24 protein-coding genes are annotated in these 23,572 nt (G+C 55.2%); 5 read left to right on the forward strand and 19 right to left on the reverse strand.

Annotation, left to right across the window (positions count from 1 at the left end; genetic code table 11):
* Nucleotides 1-18: 18 nt before the first annotated feature.
* From sseB to trmJ, 11 genes are all read right to left on the reverse strand, one after another.
* Entirely contained in the window at nucleotides 19-816 is a 798-nt protein-coding gene (sseB, locus tag HOY33_RS18845) for an enhanced serine sensitivity protein SseB (RefSeq protein ID WP_172291606.1), read from the reverse strand.
* A 95-nt stretch (nucleotides 817-911) separates the two neighbouring features.
* Nucleotides 912-2,207, reverse strand: a complete 1,296-nt coding sequence (gene pepB / locus HOY33_RS18850) for an aminopeptidase PepB (protein WP_172291605.1) — start codon at nucleotides 2,205-2,207, stop codon at nucleotides 912-914.
* 79 nt (nucleotides 2,208-2,286) lie between these two features.
* The gene (iscX, locus tag HOY33_RS18855; protein ID WP_172291604.1) at nucleotides 2,287-2,487 is read right to left on the reverse strand and encodes a Fe-S cluster assembly protein IscX; all 201 of its coding nucleotides are present in this window, start codon (nucleotides 2,485-2,487) and stop codon (nucleotides 2,287-2,289) included.
* 11 nt (nucleotides 2,488-2,498) lie between these two features.
* On the reverse strand, nucleotides 2,499-2,834 hold the full coding sequence (gene fdx, locus HOY33_RS18860) for an ISC system 2Fe-2S type ferredoxin (RefSeq protein ID WP_172291603.1): 336 nt from the start codon (nucleotides 2,832-2,834) through the stop codon (nucleotides 2,499-2,501).
* 2 nt (nucleotides 2,835-2,836) lie between these two features.
* The gene (gene hscA, locus HOY33_RS18865; RefSeq protein WP_172291602.1) at nucleotides 2,837-4,687 is read right to left on the reverse strand and encodes a Fe-S protein assembly chaperone HscA; all 1,851 of its coding nucleotides are present in this window, start codon (nucleotides 4,685-4,687) and stop codon (nucleotides 2,837-2,839) included.
* Between the two features lie 81 nt (nucleotides 4,688-4,768).
* Entirely contained in the window at nucleotides 4,769-5,287 is a 519-nt protein-coding gene (gene hscB / locus HOY33_RS18870; RefSeq protein WP_172291601.1) for a co-chaperone HscB, read from the reverse strand.
* Nucleotides 5,288-5,391: 104 nt separating this feature from the next.
* On the reverse strand, nucleotides 5,392-5,715 hold the full coding sequence (gene iscA / locus HOY33_RS18875; protein ID WP_172291600.1) for an iron-sulfur cluster assembly protein IscA: 324 nt from the start codon (nucleotides 5,713-5,715) through the stop codon (nucleotides 5,392-5,394).
* A 25-nt stretch (nucleotides 5,716-5,740) separates the two neighbouring features.
* Nucleotides 5,741-6,127 carry a Fe-S cluster assembly scaffold IscU gene (gene iscU, locus HOY33_RS18880; RefSeq protein WP_172291599.1) on the reverse strand — a complete coding sequence of 129 codons (387 nt, stop codon included), beginning with the start codon at nucleotides 6,125-6,127 and terminating at the stop codon, nucleotides 5,741-5,743.
* Between the two features lie 24 nt (nucleotides 6,128-6,151).
* Nucleotides 6,152-7,366 (reverse strand): IscS subfamily cysteine desulfurase, encoded by a 1,215-nt coding sequence (locus tag HOY33_RS18885; protein WP_172291598.1) that lies wholly within the window; start codon nucleotides 7,364-7,366, stop codon nucleotides 6,152-6,154.
* Between the two features lie 113 nt (nucleotides 7,367-7,479).
* Nucleotides 7,480-7,974 carry a Fe-S cluster assembly transcriptional regulator IscR gene (iscR, locus tag HOY33_RS18890; protein WP_172291597.1) on the reverse strand — a complete coding sequence of 165 codons (495 nt, stop codon included), beginning with the start codon at nucleotides 7,972-7,974 and terminating at the stop codon, nucleotides 7,480-7,482.
* 119 nt (nucleotides 7,975-8,093) lie between these two features.
* Nucleotides 8,094-8,819 carry a tRNA (cytosine(32)/uridine(32)-2'-O)-methyltransferase TrmJ gene (trmJ, locus tag HOY33_RS18895; RefSeq protein ID WP_172291596.1) on the reverse strand — a complete coding sequence of 242 codons (726 nt, stop codon included), beginning with the start codon at nucleotides 8,817-8,819 and terminating at the stop codon, nucleotides 8,094-8,096.
* Between the two features lie 119 nt (nucleotides 8,820-8,938).
* Here trmJ and suhB point away from each other — a divergent pair, with 119 nt between their 5' ends.
* The 3 genes from suhB to HOY33_RS18910 all read left to right on the forward strand — a co-directional run bounded on the left by suhB (nucleotide 8,939) and on the right by HOY33_RS18910 (nucleotide 11,853).
* Complete coding sequence (gene suhB / locus HOY33_RS18900; RefSeq protein WP_172291595.1) at nucleotides 8,939-9,742, forward strand: inositol-1-monophosphatase; 804 nt, start codon at nucleotides 8,939-8,941, stop codon at nucleotides 9,740-9,742.
* A 231-nt stretch (nucleotides 9,743-9,973) separates the two neighbouring features.
* Nucleotides 9,974-11,056 carry an iron ABC transporter permease gene (locus tag HOY33_RS18905; protein WP_172291594.1) on the forward strand — a complete coding sequence of 361 codons (1,083 nt, stop codon included), beginning with the start codon at nucleotides 9,974-9,976 and terminating at the stop codon, nucleotides 11,054-11,056.
* Complete coding sequence (locus tag HOY33_RS18910) at nucleotides 11,053-11,853, forward strand: ABC transporter ATP-binding protein (RefSeq protein ID WP_172291593.1); 801 nt, start codon at nucleotides 11,053-11,055, stop codon at nucleotides 11,851-11,853. The genes HOY33_RS18905 and HOY33_RS18910 overlap by 4 nt, the downstream gene beginning before the upstream one ends.
* 67 nt (nucleotides 11,854-11,920) lie before the next feature.
* On the opposite strand, the gene HOY33_RS18915 is transcribed toward HOY33_RS18910, so the two are convergent.
* The 5 genes from HOY33_RS18915 to glyA all read right to left on the reverse strand — a co-directional run bounded on the left by HOY33_RS18915 (nucleotide 11,921) and on the right by glyA (nucleotide 17,462).
* Nucleotides 11,921-13,048, reverse strand: coding sequence for an ABC transporter substrate-binding protein (locus HOY33_RS18915; RefSeq protein WP_172291592.1), 1,128 nt, complete (start codon nucleotides 13,046-13,048; stop codon nucleotides 11,921-11,923).
* Nucleotides 13,049-13,166: 118 nt separating this feature from the next.
* Nucleotides 13,167-14,216 carry a nickel/cobalt transporter gene (locus tag HOY33_RS18920; protein ID WP_172291591.1) on the reverse strand — a complete coding sequence of 350 codons (1,050 nt, stop codon included), beginning with the start codon at nucleotides 14,214-14,216 and terminating at the stop codon, nucleotides 13,167-13,169.
* Nucleotides 14,207-14,866, reverse strand: coding sequence for a DUF1007 family protein (locus HOY33_RS18925; protein WP_172291590.1), 660 nt, complete (start codon nucleotides 14,864-14,866; stop codon nucleotides 14,207-14,209). Before HOY33_RS18925 ends, HOY33_RS18920 begins: the two co-directional genes overlap by 10 nt.
* Nucleotides 14,867-14,919: 53 nt before the next feature.
* Nucleotides 14,920-16,068, reverse strand: coding sequence for a 3-phenylpropionate MFS transporter (locus HOY33_RS18930; protein ID WP_172291589.1), 1,149 nt, complete (start codon nucleotides 16,066-16,068; stop codon nucleotides 14,920-14,922).
* Nucleotides 16,069-16,208: 140 nt separating this feature from the next.
* Nucleotides 16,209-17,462, reverse strand: a complete 1,254-nt coding sequence (glyA, locus tag HOY33_RS18935; protein WP_172291588.1) for a serine hydroxymethyltransferase — start codon at nucleotides 17,460-17,462, stop codon at nucleotides 16,209-16,211.
* 518 nt (nucleotides 17,463-17,980) lie between these two features.
* On the opposite strand from glyA, the gene paeY reads away from it, so the two are divergent.
* The gene (gene paeY, locus HOY33_RS18940) at nucleotides 17,981-19,642 is read left to right on the forward strand and encodes a pectin acetylesterase PaeY (protein ID WP_172291587.1); all 1,662 of its coding nucleotides are present in this window, start codon (nucleotides 17,981-17,983) and stop codon (nucleotides 19,640-19,642) included.
* Nucleotides 19,643-19,736: 94 nt separating this feature from the next.
* A complete protein-coding gene (locus HOY33_RS18945) occupies nucleotides 19,737-20,864 on the forward strand; it encodes a pectinesterase family protein (protein ID WP_172291586.1) in 1,128 nt (375 codons plus the stop codon).
* A gap of 112 nt (nucleotides 20,865-20,976) precedes the next feature.
* Here HOY33_RS18945 and glnB read toward each other — a convergent pair whose 3' ends face one another.
* The 3 genes from glnB to qseG form a co-directional block, all read right to left on the reverse strand.
* Entirely contained in the window at nucleotides 20,977-21,315 is a 339-nt protein-coding gene (glnB, locus tag HOY33_RS18950; protein ID WP_172291585.1) for a nitrogen regulatory protein P-II, read from the reverse strand.
* 90 nt (nucleotides 21,316-21,405) lie between these two features.
* The gene (gene glrR / locus HOY33_RS18955; RefSeq protein WP_172291584.1) at nucleotides 21,406-22,743 is read right to left on the reverse strand and encodes a two-component system response regulator GlrR; all 1,338 of its coding nucleotides are present in this window, start codon (nucleotides 22,741-22,743) and stop codon (nucleotides 21,406-21,408) included.
* Complete coding sequence (gene qseG / locus HOY33_RS18960) at nucleotides 22,740-23,519, reverse strand: two-component system QseEF-associated lipoprotein QseG (protein WP_253906997.1); 780 nt, start codon at nucleotides 23,517-23,519, stop codon at nucleotides 22,740-22,742. Before qseG ends, glrR begins: the two co-directional genes overlap by 4 nt.
* Nucleotides 23,520-23,572 lie beyond the last annotated feature (53 nt).

The following is a 23,572-nucleotide window of genomic DNA, read 5'->3' on the forward strand; positions in this document are numbered from 1 at the left end:
AAGAGGCTTATTTCGGCGTCAGGCGCGCCCCGTGCTTTTGAAGTCGCGCAGGAAGCTGCCCCATTTACGCTCATAGAACGGCGTGGTGTGTTTTATCAGATAGTGACTGACGCCCGGCTCCCCCTCTTTCACCAGACATAAATCGACAGGCCGATCATCCGGCGCCGTATCGCTGGCGACGCTGCCCGCGGCATGAATGAGTTCGTCCACCTCATCCGTATCGACGTCCAGACCGATTATCAGATGCGGCTCCTGCTCGCCGGCCTCGTGGATCTGGGCCACAAACGCCCGACGGACATGGCGGTATTTGCTAAACAACTGCGTCAGCGAATCAATCATCTGCACCGGCTTGTCGGCAGGCTGACTGAGCAGTACCTCGGTATCTTCTTCCACCACCCGCCGCTGCACGAATCCGTGGCCTTCGCCGGAGAGCATATGCTCCACTTCCTGCGGCAGAAACTCTTTGCCGTAAGGCAGTTTGGGATTGAGAAACAGCGTGGCGCCGAGCGTAAGCTCAAACAGCGAACGCGCCGGTAAAGCCAGGAATGACTGCTCTTCAGTGATAGCTTGCTGAAGCGCGTCCAGTGAAGAGAAAAAAGGAATGACGGAAACGCCATCGGCCTTTTCCCAATGCTGGATCTGCACGTTGCTGCCGGCATGCAGGGTTTTCTCCCCCGGCGCGTCGCTTTCATCGCTGTTGCCTAGCACAAACACCGTCGCGTCCAGCAGTTGGCTGAAAAATTCAGGCCGATGCGCCGGCTCGGTCGCCGCCAGTATCAGCACCTCTTCCAGTTTGTTTTGTGGCGAAAAATCCATAACGTTCCTCAACCCGCACTGCGTTAAAAACCGGGCAATTGACCCGGTTTCATCTATCCTACGTTGACATGATAATAGCGCTGACCGGCCCTTGACTAGCCGGCCTTGCTAAGCAGTAAATTCGCCAGCGTTCGCACCCCCAACCCGGTGGCGCCCGTCGACCATTGCTCCACCGCCCCTTTACGGTAGGTGGCCGAGCAGTCAATGTGCAGCCAGCCCTGCTGATAGCGCTTCACAAAGTGAGACAGAAACGCGGCGGCCGTGCTGGCGCCCGCGCCGTATGCCGCACCGGCGATGTTATTCAGATCCGCAAAACCGGACGGCAACTGGCTGCGGTGGAATTCTTCCAGCGGCAAACGCCAGAACGGTTCGCCTTCCTGTTGGGCGCTTTGCTGTAAAGCCGCCGCCAGTTGATCATCAAAGCTGAACAAGGCGTGATAGTCGTTACCCAGCGCCGTTTTCGCCGCGCCGGTCAATGTCGCGCAATCGATAATCCATTGCGGATTCTGCTCTGAGGCATCAATCAAGCCATCGGCCAGCACCAGACGCCCTTCCGCATCGGTATTCATCACTTCAACGCTCTTGCCATTGCGATAACGGATAATATCACCCAGCTTGAACGCATTGCCGCTGACCATATTGTCGGCGCAGCACAGATACATTTTAACCCGCTGTTGCAGCCCGCGGGCCACCGCCAGCGCCAGCGCGCCGGTCACCGTGGCCGCACCGCCCATATCCGACTTCATGGAATCCATAAAGCCGCTGGGCTTCAGGCTGTAACCGCCGGTATCAAAGGTAATTCCTTTACCGACCAGACAGGCGAACACCGGCGCATCCGGGTTGCCCGTCGGATTGTAGTCCAACGCCAGCAGTACCGGCGCGCGCTCGGAGCCGCGGCCGACGGTATGAATACCGGCGTAGTTCTGCTTGCGCAGATCGTCGCCTTTGGTGATCCGATAGCTGATGGCATCGCCGGCGACGTCGCACAGCAGGTCGATGGCCCGGGTGGCCAGTTGTTCCGGCCCCAGATCGTCAGCCGGAAGGTTGATGGTATCGCGTACCCAGTCAACGATCTTCAGGCGGTCGTCCAGCTCTTTTCTGTCCGCCTCATTCAGTTCAGACCAGTCAACCGTGCGTTGCCCTTTTGGCCCGCGGAATCCCTGCCAGAATGCCCAGTTGCTTTCCAGATCCCAGCCGTCGCCGGCCAGCTTGACCTGTTTGATACCCTGCCCGTCGATTTTGCGGGCGGCGCGTTGGATGGTCGCCAACCGGGCGTTGCCATTCAGATGAATGGTCATCCCGCGATCGTTCACGCTTAACGGCGCCTTCTCTCCCCAGCGCGCATCAGCGGGTTGATCGGAGAGTGAAATCAGCATAGCTTCGCTTGTCATAATTCTGCTCCAGATTGTTCTTTATACCCGTCATCGCACGAAAATAAGCGGGCCGCCGTAAGGCAGCCCGTGACGTCAACTATTCCGCTTCATCCAACCAGACCAGCAGGATCGCTTCCAGAATTTTCTCGCTGGAAGCATCGGGAAGATCGTCAAACTCTTCCAGATCGCAGATCCATTGGTGCATATCCGTAAAACGAACGGTTTTTGGATCGATATCGGGAAATTGGTCATAAAGCGCCTCGCCAATGGCGCGGCTGTCGGTCCATTTTAATCCCATAGCCACTCCTGTCAGTGTTCACGAGCATGATTAATCGTGTAACGCGGGATTTCAACCACCAAATCCTCATCCGCAACGCACGCCTGGCATCCTAACCGGCTTTCCGGTTCCAGCCCCCAGGCTTTATCCAGCATGTCATCTTCGTCTTCCGTACTTTCGGCCAGAGAATCGAACCCTTCGCGGACGATGCAATGACAGGTCGTACAGGCACAGGATTTCTCGCAGGCATGCTCAATTTCAATCCCGTTGCGCAGCGCCACATTCAGAATGCTTTCTCCACGCTCTGCTTCCAAAACCGCCCCATCAGGACACAGATCCTGATGCGGCAGAAAGACAATCTTAGGCATATTTACACCTCGTCCACAGAATGGCCCGCCAACGCACGACGAATAGACGCATCCATTCGACGGGCCGCAAACCCCTGGGTTTGTTGATCTAATTTTTTTATCGCGGCGTCAATCGCCGGCGCATCCGTTCCCGACATCGCCTGCTGCAAATGTTCGACGGCCTCGGCAATGGCGGCTTGCTCATCGCTGGTCAGCAAATCGGCATCGGAAGCCAGCGCGCCGTGTAAGCTCTCCAGTACCCGGGCGGCATCGACTTGCTGTTCCGCCAGCATACGGGCGCCCACGTCGCCCTGCGCGTTAAGCATAGAATCTTTAATCATGGCGGCGATTTCAGTATCACTCAGTCCGTAAGACGGCTTGACCTGAATAGAGGCTTCGACCCCGGTCGATTTCTCCATCGCCGTTACGCTCAGCAGACCATCGGCATCAACCTGAAAGGTGACGCGAATGTGCGCGCCGCCGGCGGGCAACGGCGGCAAACCGCGTAACGTGAAGCGGCCCAGCGAACGGCAGTCCGGCACCAGTTCGCGCTCCCCCTGCAAAACATGGATCATCATGCCGCTCTGACCGTCTTTGAATGTGGTGAACTCCTGCGCTCTGGCTACCGGAATGGTGGTGTTGCGCGGGATGATTTTCTCCACCAGCCCGCCCATGGTTTCCAGCCCCAGGGAAAGCGGAATCACATCCAGCAGCAGCATTTCGCTGTCCGGCTTATTGCCGACCAGAATGTCCGCCTGGATCGCGGCGCCGATCGCCACCACTTTATCAGGATCGATGGAGGTCAGCGGCGTGCGGCCAAAGAACGCGCCCACCTGCTCGCGCACCAGCGGTACGCGGGTGGAACCGCCGACCATCACCACTTCCCGCACCTCATCCGGCGTCACGTCCGCATCTTTCAGCGTGCGTCGACATGCCAGCAGCGTACGCTTGACCAGTGAGGCGATTAGCGTATTGAACCGGGCGCGGGATAGCTCACCTCGCCAGCCGGCAACCTCGACATTAACCGATTCCGCCATGCTTAACGCTATCTTGGCCTGTATCGCCGCTTCCCGTAAGGCATGCTGCAAATGGTGATCGTCTCTGGCGGTAATACCCGCCTGCTCGCGCAGCCATTCCACCAGCAGATTATCGAAATCATCGCCGCCTAACGCAGAGTCGCCCCCTGTCGCCAGCACTTCAAATACGCCGCGGCTCAGGCGCAGGATAGAAATATCGAACGTGCCGCCGCCCAAGTCGTAAACGGCGATGACGCCTTCTTTAGCGGCATCCAGACCATAGGCGATCGCCGCGGCGGTCGGTTCATTCAGCAGCCGTAGTACGTGCAGACCGGCTAAACGGGCGGCGTCTTTGGTGCCCTGACGCTGCGCATCGTCGAAATAGGCCGGAACGGTGATCACCGCGCCATCCGGCATAGCGCCCAATGCTTCCTGCGCCCGCTGCGCCAGCGCCGACAAAATATCCGCCGACACCTGCACCGGATTGCGGTTGCCGGCCGGCGTTTGAATTAACGGCAGGCCGTTATCGCTGACCTGATATTGATAGGGTAAATGCGGATAGCGCTGCCGGACGTCAGCCAGAGAACGCCCCATCATCCGTTTTACCGAACTGATGGTGTTGACAGGATCGCCGGCCGCTTTTTCACGGGCTTGCCATCCTACCTCATGCCCAGCGGCATGATAGTGGACAACGGACGGCAGCAGATCGCGGCCTTCGCCGTCCGTCAGAGTTTGCGCCTCGCCGCTGCGCACGGTGGCAACCAGAGAATGCGTGGTGCCTAAATCAATGCCGACAGCCAGACGCCGCTGATGCGGCGCCGCGCTGAGGCCCGGCTCGCTAATTTGTAATAAGGCCATATTGAGCTTCCATCAATTGGCTGGCGGGAAGCACGATACGTTGTAATTTGACGCATCATCCATCTCCGCCGGATTAAAAACTTATCTGTCCAGCAATTGTTCTTCGAGTTGTTCAACCTGCTGCCGGAGTTTGTCTAAAAAACGCAGTTTACGCACCGTGTCGGCGGCATCGGCCCAGCTTTCGCTCGCCAGCTCGCCGCGCATTTGCCCGCTGCGTATAACCAGCATGGCCTGCAACCGTTCAGCGAATTCAGCCAGCGCCGCTTCGGCGTCGGAACGGCGCTCAATGGCATCCAGTTCTTCACGCAGTTCAAGCTGTTCCATCAGAAAAGCGGTGTCGCGTAAGGTATGCTGCTCGTTGCTTAAATCAAAACCGTGCAAAGATAGCATATACTCCGCGCGTTTCAGCGGATGTTTCAACGTCTGATAGGCATTATTGATCGTCGCGGCCTGCTGCAATGCCAACAGGCGATCCCGTTCCGGGCTCGCCGCAAAACGATCGGGGTGAAACTGCCGTTGCAGTTCCTGAAAGCGGGAAACAAGCAGGCCGCCATCCACATCATAGCGAATCGGCAGCCCGAACAACGTAAAGTAATCCATAGCGTACTCTGGGGGTTGTGGGTAATCGCCGTCATTTGCCGCGGTTTCTGCCGATCAACGACCGGAAGAAACCGGGAAAGCGCGTTCAATACCCCGGGATGCGGTCAGACGTTAAAGCTCTCGCCGCAGCCGCACTCGCTTGAAACATTCGGGTTATTGAATTTGAAGCCTTCGTTCAGGCCTTCCTTGACGAAATCCAGTTCGGTGCCGTCCAGGTAGACCAGGCTTTTACCATCGATAATGACCTTAACGCCTTTGTCTTCGAACACCACGTCATCAGCATTCACGTCATCAACAAATTCCAGCACATACGCCATACCGGAACAACCCGATGTCCGCACGCCAAGGCGCAGGCCAAGACCTTTACCCCGGTTCGCCATAAAGGCATTAACACGTTGCGCAGCGCTGTCGCTCAGGGAAATCGACATATAACAACCTCGGAATTTTTCTTAACTACTTGGCTTCGCGTTTACTTTTGTAATCCGCGATAGCGGCCTTAATGGCATCTTCAGCCAGAATAGAGCAGTGAATTTTTACCGGCGGCAGCTCGAGTTCTTCGGCAATCTGGGTGTTTTTAATCGCCTCCGCTTCGTTCAGCGATTTGCCTTTCACCCACTCGGTTACCAGTGAGCTGGAGGCAATGGCCGAGCCACAGCCATAGGTCTTGAAACGAGCGTCTTCAATGATACCCTCATCATTGACTTTGATCTGCAACTTCATCACATCGCCGCAGGCCGGCGCTCCCACCATGCCGCTGCCGATGCTGGGATCGGCATTATCAAACGATCCCACGTTGCGTGGATTTTCGTAGTGATCAATTACTTTTTCGCTGTAAGCCATAATCGTCGTTCCCCGTGCTGCGAATTAATGATGAGCCCATTCGATGCTGCTGATATCCACGCCTTGTTTAAACATTTCCCACAGAGGGGAAAGATCGCGCAGACGGCCAATAGACTTGCGCACCAAATCAATGGTGTAGTCGATCTCTTCTTCCGTGGTGAAACGCCCCAGAGAGAAGCGGATCGAACTGTGCGCCAGCTCATCGTTCATCCCCAACGCGCGTAAAACGTAGGAGGGTTCCAGACTGGCGGAGGTACAGGCGGAACCGGACGATACGGCCAGATCCTTGAGCGCCATAATCAGCGACTCGCCTTCAACATAGTTGAAGCTGACGTTCAGGATGTTGGGCGCGCCCTGTTCAAGCTCACCATTCAGATAGACTTCTTCGATATCCTTGATACCGTTCCACAGACGGTCGCGCAGCGCTCGCAGACGCGCCGCTTCGGCGACCATTTCCTCTTTGGCGATACGATACGCTTCGCCCATACCCACGATCTGGTGCACAGGTAAAGTACCGGAACGCATTCCGCGTTCATGACCGCCGCCGTGCATCTGCGCTTCGATACGAATACGGGGTTTACGGCGTACATACAGCGCACCGATGCCTTTCGGGCCATAAATTTTATGACCGGAGAAAGACATCAAATCCACTTTAAGCTGGCTCAGGTCGATGGGCAATTTGCCCACGCTCTGGGTGGCATCGACGTGGAACACAATCCCGCGGCTACGGCACATTTCGCCGATGGCCGCGATATCCTGCACCACACCGATTTCATTATTCACGTGCATGATGGAAACCAGAATGGTGTCATCACGTAGGACGGCTTGCAGCGCGTTCAGATCGATAATACCGTTACGCTGCGGCGCCAGATAAGTGACCTCGAACCCTTCACGCTCTAACTGACGGCAGGTGTCCAGCACGGCTTTATGTTCTGTTTTGCTGGTAATGATGTGTTTGCCTTTCTTCTGATAGAAGTTTGCAGCGCCTTTAATCGCCAGGTTATCTGCTTCCGTCGCACCAGAGGTAAACACAATCTCACGGGGATCCGCACCCACTAATTCAGCAATTTGATTACGGGCGATATCGACAGCCTCTTCCGCCTGCCAGCCAAAGCGGTGGGAGCGGGAAGCCGGGTTGCCGAAAGTACCGTCCAGGGTCAAAAACTGCATCATTTTTTCAGCTACGCGCGGATCAACCGGCGTGGTGGCTGAATAATCCAGATAAATCGGTAACTTCATTGCTCATAAACTCCGTACATCACTTCAAAACGTGCAAATTGTTTTATTTATAATGGGCTATCCCTGCCCCTAGCCCTTCGGGCCAACGCGATGCGTTGTTAAAATATGATTTTTCAGGCGCGTAAATTAACGTTGATCGTGTCTTGTATACGTCCGTTGGCGGTACGGCGCGTATCGGCTTCCTGACGATCCGCAACGTCCAATACTTCCTGGTTATTGACCAGTTCATCCAACGTTATATTGTTCAAAAAGTCGGTGATCCGATCGCTCAGATCGCGCCACAGGGTGTGCGTCAGACAGCGTTCGCCGCCCTGACAGCTTTCTCGCCCCTGGCAACGCGTCGCGTCCACCGATTCGTCGACGGCGGATATCACCGCGCCCACGGCGATTTCATTGGCATGTTTACCCAGCAGATAACCGCCACCCGGGCCGCGGACACTGGCGACCAGTCCGTTTTTACGCAGGCGGGAAAACAGTTGCTCCAGATAGGAGAGCGAAATACCCTGACGCTCGGAGATATCGGCCAGCGGAACAGGGCCTTCTTTGGAATGCAGAGCCACATCGAGCATGGCGGTAACGGCATAGCGGCCTTTAGATGTCAGTCTCATGATAGTGGTACCTGTAAATAAAACATGTATTATTGAAACATGTATTGGCAAAACGTGGTTTGAGTCTGACATTCCCGAGTATTTTAGTCAACTATTTAACCCAGTAAACCACTCAAGTATTATTCAGGGTTATTTTTCTGAACCGAACTCAAGATTCCGCGCAGGATATTCAGCTCCTGACTCTCCGGCTGCGCCCGGGTAAACAGCCGACGCAGCTTATTCATCACCTGCCCTTGATGCGCCTGCCGAATAAAGCCGGTTTGCAGTAATGTCTGTTCAAGATGCTGATAGAAACGCTCCAGATCGTCCACCAGCGGGTAAGGCGTTTCGTCGTGCTCTTCCTTGCCGGCCTGCAAACGGTCCAGATGTGCGACGCGCACTTCATAAGCCAGGATCTGCACCGCCATCGCCAGGTTTAACGAGCTATATTCAGGATTGGCGGGAATGGCGACATGATAATGGCATTTCTGCAACTCATCATTGGTTAATCCGACGCGTTCGCGGCCAAACACCAGGGCGACCGGCGCGTGTTCCGCTTCCCGGGCGCTCCGCGCTCCGCACTCCCGCGGCTCCAGCATCGGCCAGGGCAACGTACGCGAACGCGCGCTGGTGCCCACCACCAGACCACACCCCTCGAGCGCCTGATCCAGCGTATCGACCAGGGTCGCGTTGCCAATGACATCACTGGCGCCGGCGGATAAGGCAATCGCCTGCGAATCGGGTTTTACCAGCGGATTAACCAGATAAAGCTTACTCAAACCCATGGTTTTCATCGCTCTGGCAACCGATCCCATATTGCCGGTGTGGGATGTTTCAACCAAAACAATGCGAATATTGTGTAACATGCGGACTCTGTAATGCGAGGAGGAAAGCGGAATATTCTAACACAAACTTAGATATTTTCCTTTTCCCCTGCTATAATGCGCACCGCTTTCCGTTCTTTAACATTCCAGTGGACAATACCATGCATCCGATGCTCAACATCGCTATACGCGCTGCGCGTAAAGGCGGTAATTTAATTGCTAAAAATTACGAAACCCCTGACGCCGTAGAAGCCAGTCAAAAAGGCAATAATGATTTTGTCACCAACGTTGACCGGGATGCCGAGCGTCTGATCATTGAAGTCATCCGTAAGTCTTATCCGCAGCACACCATCATTGGTGAAGAGTGCGGCGAGCTGGTCGGCGACGATCGGGATGTGCAATGGGTTATCGATCCACTGGATGGCACCACCAATTTTATCAAACGCCTGCCGCACTTCGCGGTTTCCATCGCCGTGCGCATGAAAGGCCGCACTGAAGTTGCCGTAGTTTACGATCCCATGCGTAATGAACTGTTCACCGCCACCCGCGGTCAGGGCGCGCAGTTGAACGGTTATCGTCTGCGCAGCAGTAATGCCCGCGATCTGGACGGCACAATATTGGCTACCGGTTTCCCGTTCAAAGCGAAACAACACGCGAAAAGCTATATCAACATTCTCGAAGCCCTGTTTACCCAATGCGCGGACTTCCGCCGTACGGGTTCCGCCGCGCTGGATCTGGCCTATGTTGCCGCCGGCCGCGTTGACGGATTCTTTGAAATCGGCCTGAAGCCCTGGGATTTTGCCGGCGGCGAACTGCTGGTGCGTGAAGCGGGCGGCGTGGTAACCGACTTCGTCGGCGGTCACAACTATCTTTCTTCCGGTAACCTGATCGCGGGTAATCCACGCGTCGTCAAATCCCTGCTGGCAACCATCCGCGACGAACTTAGCGACGCGTTGAAACGTTAATCGTCCCCCCTCGTTGGTCGCGTCAGCTGTCTGGCGTACGCGACCAACGTGACTATTTTTCTTTCCGCCTGAATCCGGTATACACATTGCCTGACTTTAATATGATGATAATAGTTATCAGAATCATTACAATTGATAGCATTGTTATTGAGGATTGATGTGCCCTCGCCTGCGCGATCGGGATCATCCGTTGCAACGCGCGGCGCCGGGAAAAAAGATGAGTAATTTTTCATGAGTGTGACGACTGAACCGAATATCCGCGATGCCGCCAACGATAACAGCGCCGTTATAGACGACTATCGCGCTATTATCCGGCGTCGCGTGGTTATCATGACGATACTACTGTTGATTATTTTCGGCTCTTTGCTGCTGGACTTCACCATGGGGCCTTCGGGACTCTCGCTGGAAGTGTTATGGCAGGCGCTGACCGATCCCGCCAGCGCCGATGCGGGCACCCGCGTTATCGTCTGGGATATCCGTCTGCCTTATGCGCTGATGGCGATTATCGTCGGGCTGTCACTGGGTCTGGCCGGCGCGGAAATGCAAACCATCCTGAATAACCCGCTGGCCAGCCCCTTTACGCTGGGCGTGTCGTCAGCGGCCGCATTTGGCGCGGCCCTCGCCATCGTGCTGGGCATCGGTATTCCCGGTATTCCGGCCCAGTGGTTTATTTCCGCCAATGCTTTTTTGTTTGCCCTGCTTGCCGCGCTGCTGCTGGACGGTATTACCCGCTGGACACAGGTCTCCACCTCCGGCGTGGTGTTGTTCGGCATCGCCCTGGTGTTTACCTTTAATGCGCTGGTGTCGATGCTGCAATTCATCGCCAATGAAGACACGCTGCAAGGATTGGTCTTCTGGACGATGGGCAGTCTGGCGCGCGCGTCCTGGGAAAAACTGGGGATTCTGCTGCTGGTGCTGATCGCCGTTATGCCGTTGTCGTTCATGAATTCCTGGAAACTCACCGCCTTGAGACTGGGTGAAGATCGCGCCGTCAGTTTTGGCATCAATGTGCGCCGGTTACGTTTGGCGACGCTGCTGCGCATCAGTATTCTGTCGGCATTGTCAGTGGCTTTCGTCGGCCCGATCGGCTTTATTGGCCTGGTCGCGCCGCACATTGCCCGGATGATATTTGGCGAAGATCACCGGTTTTATCTGCCGGCCAGCGCGCTAGTGGGGGCGCTGGTGCTTTCACTGGCCTCCGTGGCCTCGAAAAACCTGATCCCCGGGGTGATTATTCCGGTCGGCATCGTCACCTCGCTGGTCGGCGTGCCGTTCTTCCTCAGCATCATTCTGCGTCACAGAGGAAATGTATGAGTAATCAGACACCGTCGGGATTACGCGTATCTCATTTCTGCGCCGGTTATCCCAAGCGCCAGGTGATTCGCGATCTGTCCGTTCCCTTGCTGCCCCGGGGGAAAATTACCGTCTTGCTGGGGCCGAACGGCAGCGGTAAATCCACGCTGTTGCGCGCCATGGCCGGATTAAACCCGTCACAGGGCGAACTCTGGCTGGATGACGACAACCTGATGCAACTGCCGTTTGCCAAACGGGCGGAAAAAGTGGTTTATCTGCCGCAGTCTTTACCGCCCGGCGTACATCTGCACGTATTGGAATCCATTATTGTCGCCCAGCGCGCCTCTGGCGGCCTGCATAGCGCCAATAGTCAGGCTGAGGTGATGACGCTGCTCAAGCGGTTGGGCATCGAACATCTGGCGCTAAGCTACCTGGATCAGCTTTCCGGCGGACAAAAACAATTGGTCGGGCTGGCGCAGTCATTAATTCGTCAGCCGTCGCTATTATTATTGGATGAACCCCTCAGCGCATTGGATCTGAATTACCAGTTCCATGTCATGGATCTGGTTCGCCGGGAAACACGCCAGCGCGGCATCATTACGATTGTCGTGGTGCATGATATCAACATTGCGTTACGCCACGGCGACCACGTGCTGATGCTGCAAAATGGCAACCTGATTGCCGATGGGGCGCCGGCCGAGGTTATCAGTCCGGCGAGTCTGGCTGAGGTCTATGGCGTCAAAGGACGTATCGAACGTTGCTCACAGGGTGTGCCGCAGGTGATTATCGACGGATTGGTCACCGAACCCACCGTTTAATCAGCCTGATTGAATTAATAAAAAAAGCGCCGACCATTTTCTGTCAGCGCTTTTTTTTATCCGTCAGTCAGGATTTTGCCGGCAGCGTCACCCAGTAACCCGGCTGATAAGGCAACGGCAGGAACTTCTCATGAAAAGTACGGAACGTGGCATCGGGATCGATATCGCTGAATAATTCAGGATGCAGCCATTTTGCCATCACCTGAATCGCCACAAATTGATAAGGACTATCATAGAACTGGTGCCAGATGGCATGCGCATTGCCGTTGCTGGCGACCGGCAGCGTTTTAAACGCCGCCCGCTCCATCAGCTTTTGCAAACGCTGCAAAGCGACTTTCTGGTCTGCGCCGGGGCCGACGCCCACCCAACCGTTAGCCGTATTGTAGTTTTCCCAATTGGCGCCGGTCACAATGACGACGTCCGGCCGTGCGCTGATGATCTGTTCCGGGTTGAGCGTACCGAAAGTACCGGGGATCAGATCCTTGGCGATGTTCTCTCCCCCGGCGACGTCAACCATGCGCCCGAAATTTTCGTTGCCGAACGACATACAGCATTCATCTTCATAGCCGCCCGCGCGATCGATCATTACTTTCGGGCGAGGCCCCTGATAATTTTTCAAACGTTCAGTGACTATTTCAATCTGCTGGCGACGGAACTGAATAATCTCATCCGCGCGCTGAGGCTTACCCAGCAGTTGTCCCATGATGTGAATGCTTTTTTCCGCATTCTCAAACGGCTTTTCGCGAAAATCGATAAACACCACCGGAATACCCAATGAGCCGAGTTTCTCAATCAGCTTGCCTTCGTCGGTCGCCGCTTTGGATTCCAGATTCATCAGCACCAGATCGGGCTTTAACGTCAGCGCCTGCTCAACGTTGAAGGTGCCGTCTTTGGCCCCGCCAAAGGTCGGCAGCTTTTTGATTTCCGGATATTTGTTTTCATAGGCCAGATAGCCATCGTAATCGGCTTTCGGCAGATCGTCACGCCAGCCCACCACGCGCTGGAACGGCGCCTCGGTATCGAAAGCCGCCAGCAGATATATTTGCCGCCCCTCGCCTAAAATGATCCGTTTAACCTCCGATTTCATTTCAACCTTTCTGCCCGTGACATCCTCAATAACTATCGGGGCGGCGCTGACGGCAAAAACGCTGCTTAAGCTCAACATGGCGACAACCGAACACAGCCATTTTCTCATTATTCCCTTCTCCGGTTAAGGTTATAAATAATAACCATTATCATTTGCGCCGGATGATATAGCGTTGATGTTAAACACGGCAATCTATTTTTATAAATGCGTTAAGAAAACGTAAAGACTAGCCAGAGAAAGGACGGATGCCGACGCTGATTGCAGGTTGCGCACTCAAATACAACAGTACGCCGGTTCCAAGCAGAATAAGGCCGCCGACCAGTGACAGCAGCGGCCAGGCGACGCGCTGCCAGGCGGGCGGCGTACGGTGACGACTCAAACGTTCAATGAAACCACGGCAATAAAACACCAGCATCGCCAGCGCCGAGATAGTCAATGCCGTTCCCAACGCCATAGCCAGCGCCGAAGCCACGCCCCAGAGAAAAACCCCAATCACTTTGGAAAACAGCAGCACCAATATGGCTCCGGAACAAGGACGCATGCCCATCGCCAACACGATCGCCAAACGCGTACGCCAGCTACTGGCTCGGCTGAGTTCATCATGGTCGGGCAGGTGCCGATGCCCGCATCCACAATGTTCATCATGTTGATGAGGCCTGGCATGCTTGAACGGGATCGCCGGACGACTGCCAGACGGCGTGACCCGCAAAATAGCCGGCGATCGGGGTCGCCGGAAGATAGCGGCGTATAATCGTTTCGTCGCACGGAAACACAGCGCCGCGCCCAACAAGGCGATCAAGATGAAACTGCCCTTCTCCATCCAGAAACTGCTGTTATGCAGCGTCCGGCTGGAAAGCTGTAAAAAAACCAGCACCACGGTAACCAGCAGCACCGCCACTAATCCCTGAACCAGGGAAGCGGCAAACGTCAGCTTCAGGCTGCTTTTCAATTTCGACGGATGGGTGGCAAGATAGGTCATGATGATCACCTTGCCATGACCCGGCCCGACGGCATGTATCACGCCATAAAGCAGGCTGAAAACCATCAGACCGAGTCCGGCCTGCTGCGGCCGGGATGCGACCATTTGCAGCAAATGCGCCATCTGCTGGTGTAACGATTTCTGCCAGACCGCGCTTTGCAGCAGTATTTGCGGCCAATAGCCCAGCACCCAGTAAAACGTCAGCGCCAGCAACAGCAGAAACAGCCACAGCGGCCATAGACCAGACAAGCGGCTAAAAAACCCTCGCTGACGCGGGGCGTCCATATTCAATGACATTGCAACGTCACCCGCTGGGCAAACTGTTTACCCAGCTCCATATCCTCGCCCGGGGCATCCTCTTTATCCAGCGAGAGGGCGTATGCCTGTAAATCCGCATTCGGTTCAGGCGTCGTCAGCGTGGTTTTACAGCGCGCGGCGAGCGGGGCCGACAACCTGATGGCGCGATCATTTTCATAAAACATAGCGACAAAATAGGTGGGATCATAAGTGGAGATCAGCAACGGTTTACCCATTAACGGCTGGGGATGGGCCAGCGGTAATACAAATTCCAGTACCGCCTGATTTCCCTGGCGGGAAAGGCGATATTCCGTCGGTACTGACTTATAGGGCACAGGCTGCTCATCCCGGTAAATATCGGTGAAATAATGCTGCCCCAGGACATTGGCCATCACTTCGGCAGCCAGTTTCTTCCATATTTCAGAATCTTTTTCCGCCGCGCCGGCATCGTACAGCAGGTCGGCAGAGGTAATAGGATCCATCGTCCACTGCATGCGCAAACCGGTAATGCGTTCATTCTGACTTTCAACGGTGGTTTGCATATCGATAAAGCTATGGGGATGGGCAAAAACCGGCTGGCTGATTACCATACCGGCTATCAGTAACATTAGCCGCCTGCGCCCGCGCTTAAAAATGTTATAATGTAACATAATCTTCTCGTAGCAATATTCTTACCGGCGATCGGGTAATGAGCGCCGCGCGATCAGCGTGTCTGGCGACTGACGGAAGGACGAATAAACAACGCCGGTATCGCCAGCATCGCCATGACCCAAAACGTGCCGCTCCGTAAATATTCAAACAGGAAACCGGACACCATGGTCATGATCGCGATACTGCCGCCCATCGCCAAGGCCGAATAAACCGCCTGGAGGCGCAAAATATCTCCTCCGGTTCGAGCGGCGATAAAGCGCATTGCCGCCAGATGACACACCGTGAACGTGCCGCAATGCAATATCTGTATCACAACCAGCCACGGAAGCGCTACCGTGGCCCCCATCAGTCCCCAGCGAACGACGCCGCACACGGCGGAAAGCAACAATAATTGCCGGGCGCTCCAGCGCCGGAACAAACGCTGGCTAAAAGTAAACACCACTATTTCCGCCACCACGCCCAACGACCAGAGATAGCCGATAATCGACGCGGAATAGCCGGCGTCCTGCCAGTAAATCACGCTGAAACCGTAGTAAGCCGCATGCGCGCCCTGCAATAAAGAAACGCAGAGCAAAAAACGCCATACGGAAGGCTCGCACAGCAACGTTTTCCAGGGAGTAACCGCCGCAGACTGCGCTGAGGATGCGGCTGCCAGCGGCATCACGCTGGGACGGAATAGCATACATAAAAACATGGCTATCAAGCCGGCGCTCAGCACCGCCAGAATCGCCGGATGTCCCCATGCCGCGACCAGTTCACCGGTGACCGCGGAACCGATAACAAACGCGATAGAACCCCAGACGCGCACCTTGCCATAATCCATGACAATCTGCCGCTGCCAGGTCGCCGCCAACGCATCCGTTAGCGGCACCAGCGGGGCGAAAAACAGATTAAAACCAATCATCACCAACATCAGCCACAGCCAGGCATTGCCAAGCCAGAAACCGACCGATAACCCCAGCGTCAGCAACGCCAACGCCCGTAACACCGTAATCAGTTTCGACGGATCTTTCACGCTGGGGGTAATCACCAGACTACCGACAAAACGGGCAATCAAACCCGCTCCCAGCAGCATCCCGATCGATTCGGCGGAAAGGCCCTCGCCTTTTAGCCAGCCGCCCCAGAACGGCAGAAATATGCCATAGCAAAAAAAGTACGTGAAATAACTTAACGCCAGCCAACGCGTTGATTGCAGAACCATGACGCCTCCCTTTTCTCGCTGGCTACTCTGTCAGAGTGCGTCCCCTGGCGCAATGCGTATTCGTCATAAAAAACGCCAGCCCAAAGGCTGGCGCTTCTACGTACGCCCCGGCAGACGACAACCGGGGGAAAATCTTCGGATTAGGCGTAAACCGGGAAACGGGCGCAGATATCCAATACTTTTTGTTTGGTACGCTCGATAGTGGCTTCATCGTTGATGTTGTCCAGAACATCACAGATCCAGCCGGCCAGTTCGCGCACTTCCGCTTCTTTAAAGCCGCGACGGGTGGCGGCCGGCGTACCGATACGCACGCCAGAGGTCACGAACGGGCTTTTGGGATCGTTCGGCACGCTGTTTTTGTTAACCGTGATATTCGCACGGCCTAAAGCCGCATCGGCATCTTTACCGGTGATGTTTTTATTTACCAGATCCAGCAGGAACAGATGGTTGCTGGTGCCGCCGGAAACCACGTCATAGCCACGGGACAGGAATACGTCGACCATCGCCTTGGCATTTTTCGCAACCTGCTGCTGGTAAACCTTGAACTCAGGCTCCATCGCTTCTTTCAACGCCACCGCTTTACCGGCGATGACGTGCATCAGCGGGCCGCCTTGTCCACCGGGGAATACCGCGGAATTCAGTTTCTTATACAGATCTTCGTCGCCGCCCTTCGCCAGAATCAGACCGCCGCGCGGGCCGGCCAGCGTTTTGTGGGTGGTGGTGGTCACGATGTGCGCATGCGGAACCGGGTTCGGATACACGTCAGCGGCAATCAGACCGGCGACGTGCGCCATATCCACGAACAAATAGGCGCCGATGCTGTCGGCGATTTCGCGCATTTTGGCCCAGTCGACAATACCGGAATAGGCGGAGAAACCACCGACGATCATTTTGGGTTTATGGGTGCGAGCCAGTTCGGCCATCTCTTCGTAATCGATCTTGCCGCTTTCGTCGATGCCGTAAGGAATGACGTTGTAAAGTTTACCGGACAGGTTGACCGGCGAGCCATGAGTCAGGTGGCCGCCGTGCGCCAGATTCATCCCCAGAATGGTATCGCCCGGCTGCAATAGCGCGGTATAGACGGCAAAGTTAGCCTGAGAACCCGAGTGAGGCTGCACGTTGGCGTAATCCGCGCCGAACAGCGCCTTGGCGCGATCGATAGCCAGTTGTTCAACCACGTCCACATATTCGCAGCCGCCGTAATAACGTTTACCCGGATAACCTTCAGCATATTTGTTGGTTAGCTGAGAACCCTGCGCTTGCATAACCCGCGGGCTGGTGTAGTTTTCTGACGCAATCAGTTCAATGTGCTCTTCCTGACGCACCACTTCTTGCTGCATTGCTTGCCACAGGTCGGCATCATAATCGGCAATGTTCATTTCACGCTTTAACATCCGCATCTCCTGACTCAGCTAACTTGAATGTACTGGAAAATAATCACCCGTCCGGGTAGTGGCCTATAGTGTAAACCGTTTATCCCTAATGAAGATAGGTCTTGACAGAGGTTTTTACGCAAACGATTAGCTACAGGCGGCGCAAGGGCTGAGGAGATTTAACCGCTCGGGCGGGAAACGGAATTTTCTTCATTTCCAACCTGTTTTTTCTTCACGTTGCGGCCACGATACAACCTCTCCGCTGTCGATGTGGATCACACTTTAATCAGTTCGCTCCGCGCCATTTTGAGAATAAGGAGGTGAATCACAGCAGAATACCCATAATATGAAATATTATTTCATTTTTAATGAATAATGATTTCGCATGATTATGAGACCGCGCCCTTGCTTCAATTAGGTGCATAATAACCGCCCGGACTTTTCAACAAATTTGGCTCAAGGGATCACGGCCTTTATCCAACCCCCCGTGAAACCTGCAAAAAATGTTTTCGATTCTGCAACAAGGGATATGTCTAATCATGTTAAACCGTTTTTCCGGCTGTATGACTTTCGCAATCGTATTCTCCGCCCCATGGATGATGGCAAACGCCGCGCCATCCGCCGCCGCGCATAATGCAAAACCTAAAAGCGGTATCGAAGTCATGCCCGGCATCAAGCTGGGAGAAAACACCACGCTGACCGGTCGCGTAACGCACCGAGAAATCCATCTTCCCGCCACCCTTATTATCCGGGATCAGCAAGGCCAGCGCAGGCAGGGCCGCACCGACGAGCAGGGGCGGTATCAGCTTGATGTTTCGGGATTATCGGCGCCGTTGCGTCTTTTGGCTATTGAGTCCGGCGGCACCAACTGCCTGATCAATCATATCCCACGGGCAATTTGCCTGAACGCCCTGGCTCCCTCGCTGCAATCCGGTCATGAAAATATCGTCAACATTAACCCGCTAACCGACCGGATCATTTCCGACGTTGCCGTCGCGGCGGGCTATATCGGCCCGCAACAGTTGGGTGACGATCCGGCATCGCCGACGCTTGACGGCGCCGCGTTGAAAAAGGCGTACGCCGCCTTCCATGCGGGGTTTAATGCCGCGCTGAAACAAGCGGGGATAACCTCGCCCGCACGTTTTGATCCCCTGACCTACCCTGCCGCCCAGCAAGATGCCGTCAGCAAAATTATCAAGGTGATTAACCACAATCGCAATTATCACAATAACTCGGGTTACTCAGGACATACGGTGCTGACGGACGGCGTTTTTCGCCCGATCGTGGGTTTAAACCCACAGGGCGACTATGAGCCGCTGGATTACCACTTTGCCCGAGCGCATCTGGATGCGATCCAACACGCCCAGACGCGGATTTTCCTGGTAGGAGACTCCACCGCCGCGACCTACGAAAAAGCGCGCTTGCCGCGCATGGGCTGGGGACAGGTTTTTGAACAACAGTTCCGTAAAGATAGCGGAGTGAAAATCGTTAACGGCGCCCGCTCCGGGCGCAGCTCGCGCGATTATTTCCATGAAGGCTGGTTCCGCCAGATGCAGCCGCTGATGAAAGCGGGCGATTTTCTGTTTATTCAAATGGGGCACAACGACCAGAATTGCAACAGCGCCAAGCCAACGCGCGGCGCGGCCGATGTCGCCAATCTGTGTACCTATCCCAATAATGCGGCGGGAGAACGCCAGTCCCCTCCGGGCAAATCCGATATGTCGTTCCAGACCTCGCTGGAACGTTATATTAATTTTGCCCGCCAGTATCAATTAACGCCGGTATTGCTGACGCCCACCACCCGGGTTCGCACCGCCGACGGCAAAGACGGAACGCCGGCGGTACACGGCCACTTTACAACGCAAAATGCGGAAGGGGGCTACGCGTTTGTCGGTGACTACAGCCAGACCATCAAAGATACGGCGGCGGCCAATAAGGTCATTCTACTGGATATCGAACCCGCGACGATCGCGCTGGCGAACCAGGGAAACAGCAATCACTGGAAACAGTACTGGCTGGCGGCCGACCCCGCGCGTTATCCCTTTTATCGTCATCAGACCGGCAGCCTGACCAAACCGGATACCACGCATTTTCAGAAAAAAGGGGCCATCGCCGTGTCAGGCATTGTCGCGGAAGCGATTCGCCAGACGCCGGAATTAAAAACGCTGGCGGACAAACTCGTCCGCCAGCATAAGTCATAACGATAACACCGAGCGCCGGTTCATCCGCTCTTCTCCCTGATTGGCGGGGAGAAGAGCGTTACTCAACGAAACTTGTCAATGCAGGAGTCTGGATATGTTAAAACCCCCTTCGGGCGCATCTGTTTGCAAAACGATAGCGTTAGCCTTATCTATCGCCACTCCCTGGCAACCGGCACTGGCGCGGACGACTTACGATGCGCTGGTTTCCCCCTCGGCCAACACATCGGCATCCCAGACGTTCAAAACCCTTACCGACGCCATTGCCAGCGCTCCGGCGGACAATTCCCCGTTTGTCATTTATGTAAAAAACGGCGTGTATCATGAAAGACTGACCATTACGCGCCCGAATATTCATCTGATCGGAGAAAGCCGCGACGGCACGGTGATTACCGCCGCCATTGCCGCCGGCATGCTCAAACCCGACGGCAGTAAATGGGGAACCTACGGCAGCAATACGGTGAAAGTGGATGCGGCGGATTTTAGCGCCCGTTCGCTGACCATCAGCAACGATTTCGATTACCCGGGCAACAAGAGCAAGCCGGATAACGATCCGACCAGGCTGAAAGACTCGCAGGCCGTGGCCTTGCTGGTCGCCGAAAACAGCGATCGCGCCTACTTTCACAATGTCAGCCTGACGGGCTATCAGGACACGCTGTATGTAAAAGGTGGCCGTAGTTTCTTCTCGCAATCGCGTATCAGCGGAACCGTGGATTTTATCTTTGGCGACGGTACGGCCTTATTTGATGATTGCGATATCATCGCCCGCAACCGCACGGATATTAAAGACCAACCGCTGGGGTATCTCACCGCGCCCAGCACCAACATCAACCAGAAATATGGTCTGGTGTTTACCAACAGCCGGATCGTCAAAGAAAGCCAGGACGTCCCGGCGAAAAGCTATGGTTTAGGTCGGCCGTGGCACCCGACAACCTCCTTTGCGGACGGACGCTATGCCGATCCGCAGGCCATCGGGCAGGCTGTTTTTCTGAATACCAGCATGGACGATCATATTTACGGTTGGGACAAAATGTCCGGCAAAGACCGGCAAGGCGAAAAAATATGGTTTTATCCGCAGGACTCACGCTTTTTTGAATATCAATCCCGCGGCGCCGGCGCAGAGAAAAACGATCAACGACCTCAGCTCAGCGATGCGGAAGCCGCGGAGTTCACGGCGGAAAAAGTCCTTGGTGGCTGGGTGCCTTCCGTACCGCCGGTAAAATAATACAGTGAAGCCAGCCGGATAAGGGCTGGCTTCTGAAACGGCAGCAGACGCTTTTGGCAAGAGATGGAAGCGCAAACGGCCTGCCCTCCGCGTTGTATCCCGTTGGTCGGCGTTAAATCGCCTCTTCGTCCTCTTCGCCGGTACGGATACGCACCACACGGGCCACATCGAAAACAAAGATTTTACCGTCGCCGATTTTACCGGTCTGAGCCGTCTGCATGATGGTTTCCACACAGGTATCGACAATATCGTCCGCTACCACGATCTCAACTTTTACCTTGGGTAAAAAATCGACCATGTACTCGGCGCCGCGATAAAGTTCGGTATGGCCTTTCTGACGGCCAAACCCTTTCACTTCCGTGACCGTCATCCCTGTGATGCCGACTTCAGCTAACGCTTCACGTACATCGTCCAGTTTAAACGGCTTAATAATCGCATCAATTTTTTTCATGGGGAAACCTTAGATTACCTATGTTGCGGCCAAAGCCGGGCATCAGCAAACAAGAAGATTGGCGGAATCCAATCCTACAATCTATTAACATTATTCTTTAAAATCGTTGGCGTCCAATTCATGACGGCCCAACAGTTTATAAAACTCCGTCCGGTTACGCCCCGCCATACGCGCAGCCTGAGTCACATTGCCTTTGGCTATCTGCAACAGTTTGCGCAGATAGTTCAGCTCAAACTGATGGCGGGCCTCGACAAAGGTCGGCAACGCGGTATTTTCACCTTCCAACGCCTGCTCAACCAGCGCCTCGCTGATAACCGGCGCGCTGGTCAGCGCGACGCACTGTTCAATCACATTGACCAGCTGCCGCACGTTACCCGGCCAACTGGCCGTCATCAACCGTTTCATGGCATCCGTCGAAAACGTGCGCACAAAAGGCTTGTGTCGGGCGGCCGACTCACGCAGCAGATGATTCGCCAACAGCGGGATATCTTCCGCCCGTTCGTGCAGCGCCGGCAGCTTCATATTAACCACGTTCAACCGATAATAAAGATCTTCGCGGAACTCGCCTTTTTCCATCGCCTTGGGTAAATCACGATGGGTGGCGGAAATAATCCGCACGTCAATATCCAGATCGCGATTACTGCCCAGCGGGCGCACCTTGCGTTCCTGCAATACCCGCAGCAATTTGACCTGCAACGACAGCGGCATATCGCCGATTTCATCTAAAAACAGCGTACCGCCTTCCGCCGCCTGAAACAGCCCTTCACGGCTGCTGACGGCGCCGGTAAACGCCCCTTTGGCATGACCGAATAGCTCAGACTCCAGCAACGGTTCGGGCAACGCCCCGCAGTTGATGGCGATAAAGGCTTTTTTCGCCCGCGGGCTGGCGGCATGGATCGCCTGCGCCAACACCTCTTTCCCGGTGCCGCTCTGACCATTAATCAACACGCTGACGTCCGACTGCGCGACCATCTTGGCCTGTTCCAACAGACGCAGCATTAAGGGGCTACGGGTCACGATGGTTTCGCGCCAGCTTTCATCGCCAACCGGGGCGGACAACGCCATCGCTTCATCGATCGCCTGGTATAACGCATCACGATCGACCGGTTTGGTCAGGAAGCTGAACACCCCCTGCTGCGTTGCCGCTACCGCATCAGGAATAGAGCCGTGCGCGGTCAGAATAATGACGGGCATACCCGGCTGATAGCGCTGAATTTCAGAAAACAGCGCCATCCCGTCCATTTCATCCATCCGAAGATCGCTAATCACCAGATCGAACCGTTCTCGGGTCAACAGGCGCAACGCTTCCTGACCGCTTTCCGCCGTCGTCACGCTGAAACCTTCACTGGTCAGGCGCATTCCCAACAGCTTCAACAGGCTGGGATCGTCGTCTACCAGCAACAAATTCGCCGCTTTCCGGGCTGTCATGGGTTTTTCGGCTCCTTCTTCGTCGTCGAGTTATCCGTATCCGATTCGGTCGGCGGGATGTAGGTATCCTCCGCGTTTACCGGCTCCGAATCCAATTTCGGCGAGGTAGGCGAGCCGTCGCGCGCCTGGCCTGCTGCGCTGCGACGGTCGGCATCGTTATCGGGCAATTCACCCGACAGTTGCTTACGGGATGAAAGCCGACGTTCAATGTCCGTCAGGTTTTCCAGCTTTTGTCGCGTTATCTCCAACTGATATTGCAGATGGTTTTGTTCTATGCGTAGGGAATCCAGCTGTTTATCACTGGATTCCTGTAAACGCTGATAACGTAAACGTTCATCGGATAAGGCCAGAAACAGCGTTTGTCTATCGCGCCAGGTCTGCATCAGCGGACGCAATGCGGAAGGAAAATCAAGGCGGTACAAATTAATCTGCGCCAGCATCTGGCGTCTTTCCGCCTGCGTGATGCCCGCGTTATCCAGTAAAATTCCCCGTTTGAACGCATTCTCCCAGCTATCGACCGTCAGGAGCTGTGCTTCTTCACGCGCCTGAAACTGGGTCAAACGACCGGCGCAATCCATCGCCCGCAGCCAGTAAAGCGCATTGTTCATCACGTCCCGATCGTCCGCCTGCCAGAGCCGCCCGCATTGTGCAAGGCGGTAATCGGTGACCTGTTCTTTCGGCGTTGAATTTTCCCCGTCCTGTGACGCTATGTAACTGCTGACGTTAGCGTTGCAGGCCGTCAGCAGCAAGGCCGACGGTAACAGCAGGGATAACATCGCCACGGCCTTTGCCAGACGGCGAAAAGACACATCGAATAGGGCGGGCAGGA

Source organism: Brenneria sp. hezel4-2-4 (assembly GCF_013155275.1).
GTDB lineage: Bacteria > Pseudomonadota > Gammaproteobacteria > Enterobacterales > Enterobacteriaceae > Brenneria.

Bases quoted from the DNA above. Each gene is read 5' to 3' on its own strand.
- sseB (WP_172291606.1), bottom strand. From the start codon at position 816: ATGGATTTTTCGCCACAAAACAAACTGGAAGAGGTGCTGATACTGGCG.
- pepB (WP_172291605.1), bottom strand. From the start codon at position 2,207: ATGACAAGCGAAGCTATGCTGATTTCACTCTCCGATCAACCCGCTGAT.
- iscX (WP_172291604.1), bottom strand. From the start codon at position 2,487: ATGGGATTAAAATGGACCGACAGCCGCGCCATTGGCGAGGCGCTTTAT.
- fdx (WP_172291603.1), bottom strand. From the start codon at position 2,834: ATGCCTAAGATTGTCTTTCTGCCGCATCAGGATCTGTGTCCTGATGGG.
- hscA (WP_172291602.1), bottom strand. From the start codon at position 4,687: ATGGCCTTATTACAAATTAGCGAGCCGGGCCTCAGCGCGGCGCCGCAT.
- hscB (WP_172291601.1), bottom strand. From the start codon at position 5,287: ATGGATTACTTTACGTTGTTCGGGCTGCCGATTCGCTATGATGTGGAT.
- iscA (WP_172291600.1), bottom strand. From the start codon at position 5,715: ATGTCGATTTCCCTGAGCGACAGCGCTGCGCAACGTGTTAATGCCTTT.
- iscU (WP_172291599.1), bottom strand. From the start codon at position 6,127: ATGGCTTACAGCGAAAAAGTAATTGATCACTACGAAAATCCACGCAAC.
- HOY33_RS18885 (WP_172291598.1), bottom strand. From the start codon at position 7,366: ATGAAGTTACCGATTTATCTGGATTATTCAGCCACCACGCCGGTTGAT.
- iscR (WP_172291597.1), bottom strand. From the start codon at position 7,974: ATGAGACTGACATCTAAAGGCCGCTATGCCGTTACCGCCATGCTCGAT.
- trmJ (WP_172291596.1), bottom strand. From the start codon at position 8,819: ATGTTACACAATATTCGCATTGTTTTGGTTGAAACATCCCACACCGGC.
- suhB (WP_172291595.1), top strand. From the start codon at position 8,939: ATGCATCCGATGCTCAACATCGCTATACGCGCTGCGCGTAAAGGCGGT.
- HOY33_RS18905 (WP_172291594.1), top strand. From the start codon at position 9,974: ATGAGTGTGACGACTGAACCGAATATCCGCGATGCCGCCAACGATAAC.
- HOY33_RS18910 (WP_172291593.1), top strand. From the start codon at position 11,053: ATGAGTAATCAGACACCGTCGGGATTACGCGTATCTCATTTCTGCGCC.
- HOY33_RS18915 (WP_172291592.1), bottom strand. From the start codon at position 13,048: ATGAGAAAATGGCTGTGTTCGGTTGTCGCCATGTTGAGCTTAAGCAGC.
- HOY33_RS18920 (WP_172291591.1), bottom strand. From the start codon at position 14,216: ATGTCATTGAATATGGACGCCCCGCGTCAGCGAGGGTTTTTTAGCCGC.
- HOY33_RS18925 (WP_172291590.1), bottom strand. From the start codon at position 14,866: ATGTTACATTATAACATTTTTAAGCGCGGGCGCAGGCGGCTAATGTTA.
- HOY33_RS18930 (WP_172291589.1), bottom strand. From the start codon at position 16,068: ATGGTTCTGCAATCAACGCGTTGGCTGGCGTTAAGTTATTTCACGTAC.
- glyA (WP_172291588.1), bottom strand. From the start codon at position 17,462: ATGTTAAAGCGTGAAATGAACATTGCCGATTATGATGCCGACCTGTGG.
- paeY (WP_172291587.1), top strand. From the start codon at position 17,981: ATGTTAAACCGTTTTTCCGGCTGTATGACTTTCGCAATCGTATTCTCC.
- HOY33_RS18945 (WP_172291586.1), top strand. From the start codon at position 19,737: ATGTTAAAACCCCCTTCGGGCGCATCTGTTTGCAAAACGATAGCGTTA.
- glnB (WP_172291585.1), bottom strand. From the start codon at position 21,315: ATGAAAAAAATTGATGCGATTATTAAGCCGTTTAAACTGGACGATGTA.
- glrR (WP_172291584.1), bottom strand. From the start codon at position 22,743: ATGACAGCCCGGAAAGCGGCGAATTTGTTGCTGGTAGACGACGATCCC.
- qseG (WP_253906997.1), bottom strand. From the start codon at position 23,519: ATGTTATCCCTGCTGTTACCGTCGGCCTTGCTGCTGACGGCCTGCAAC.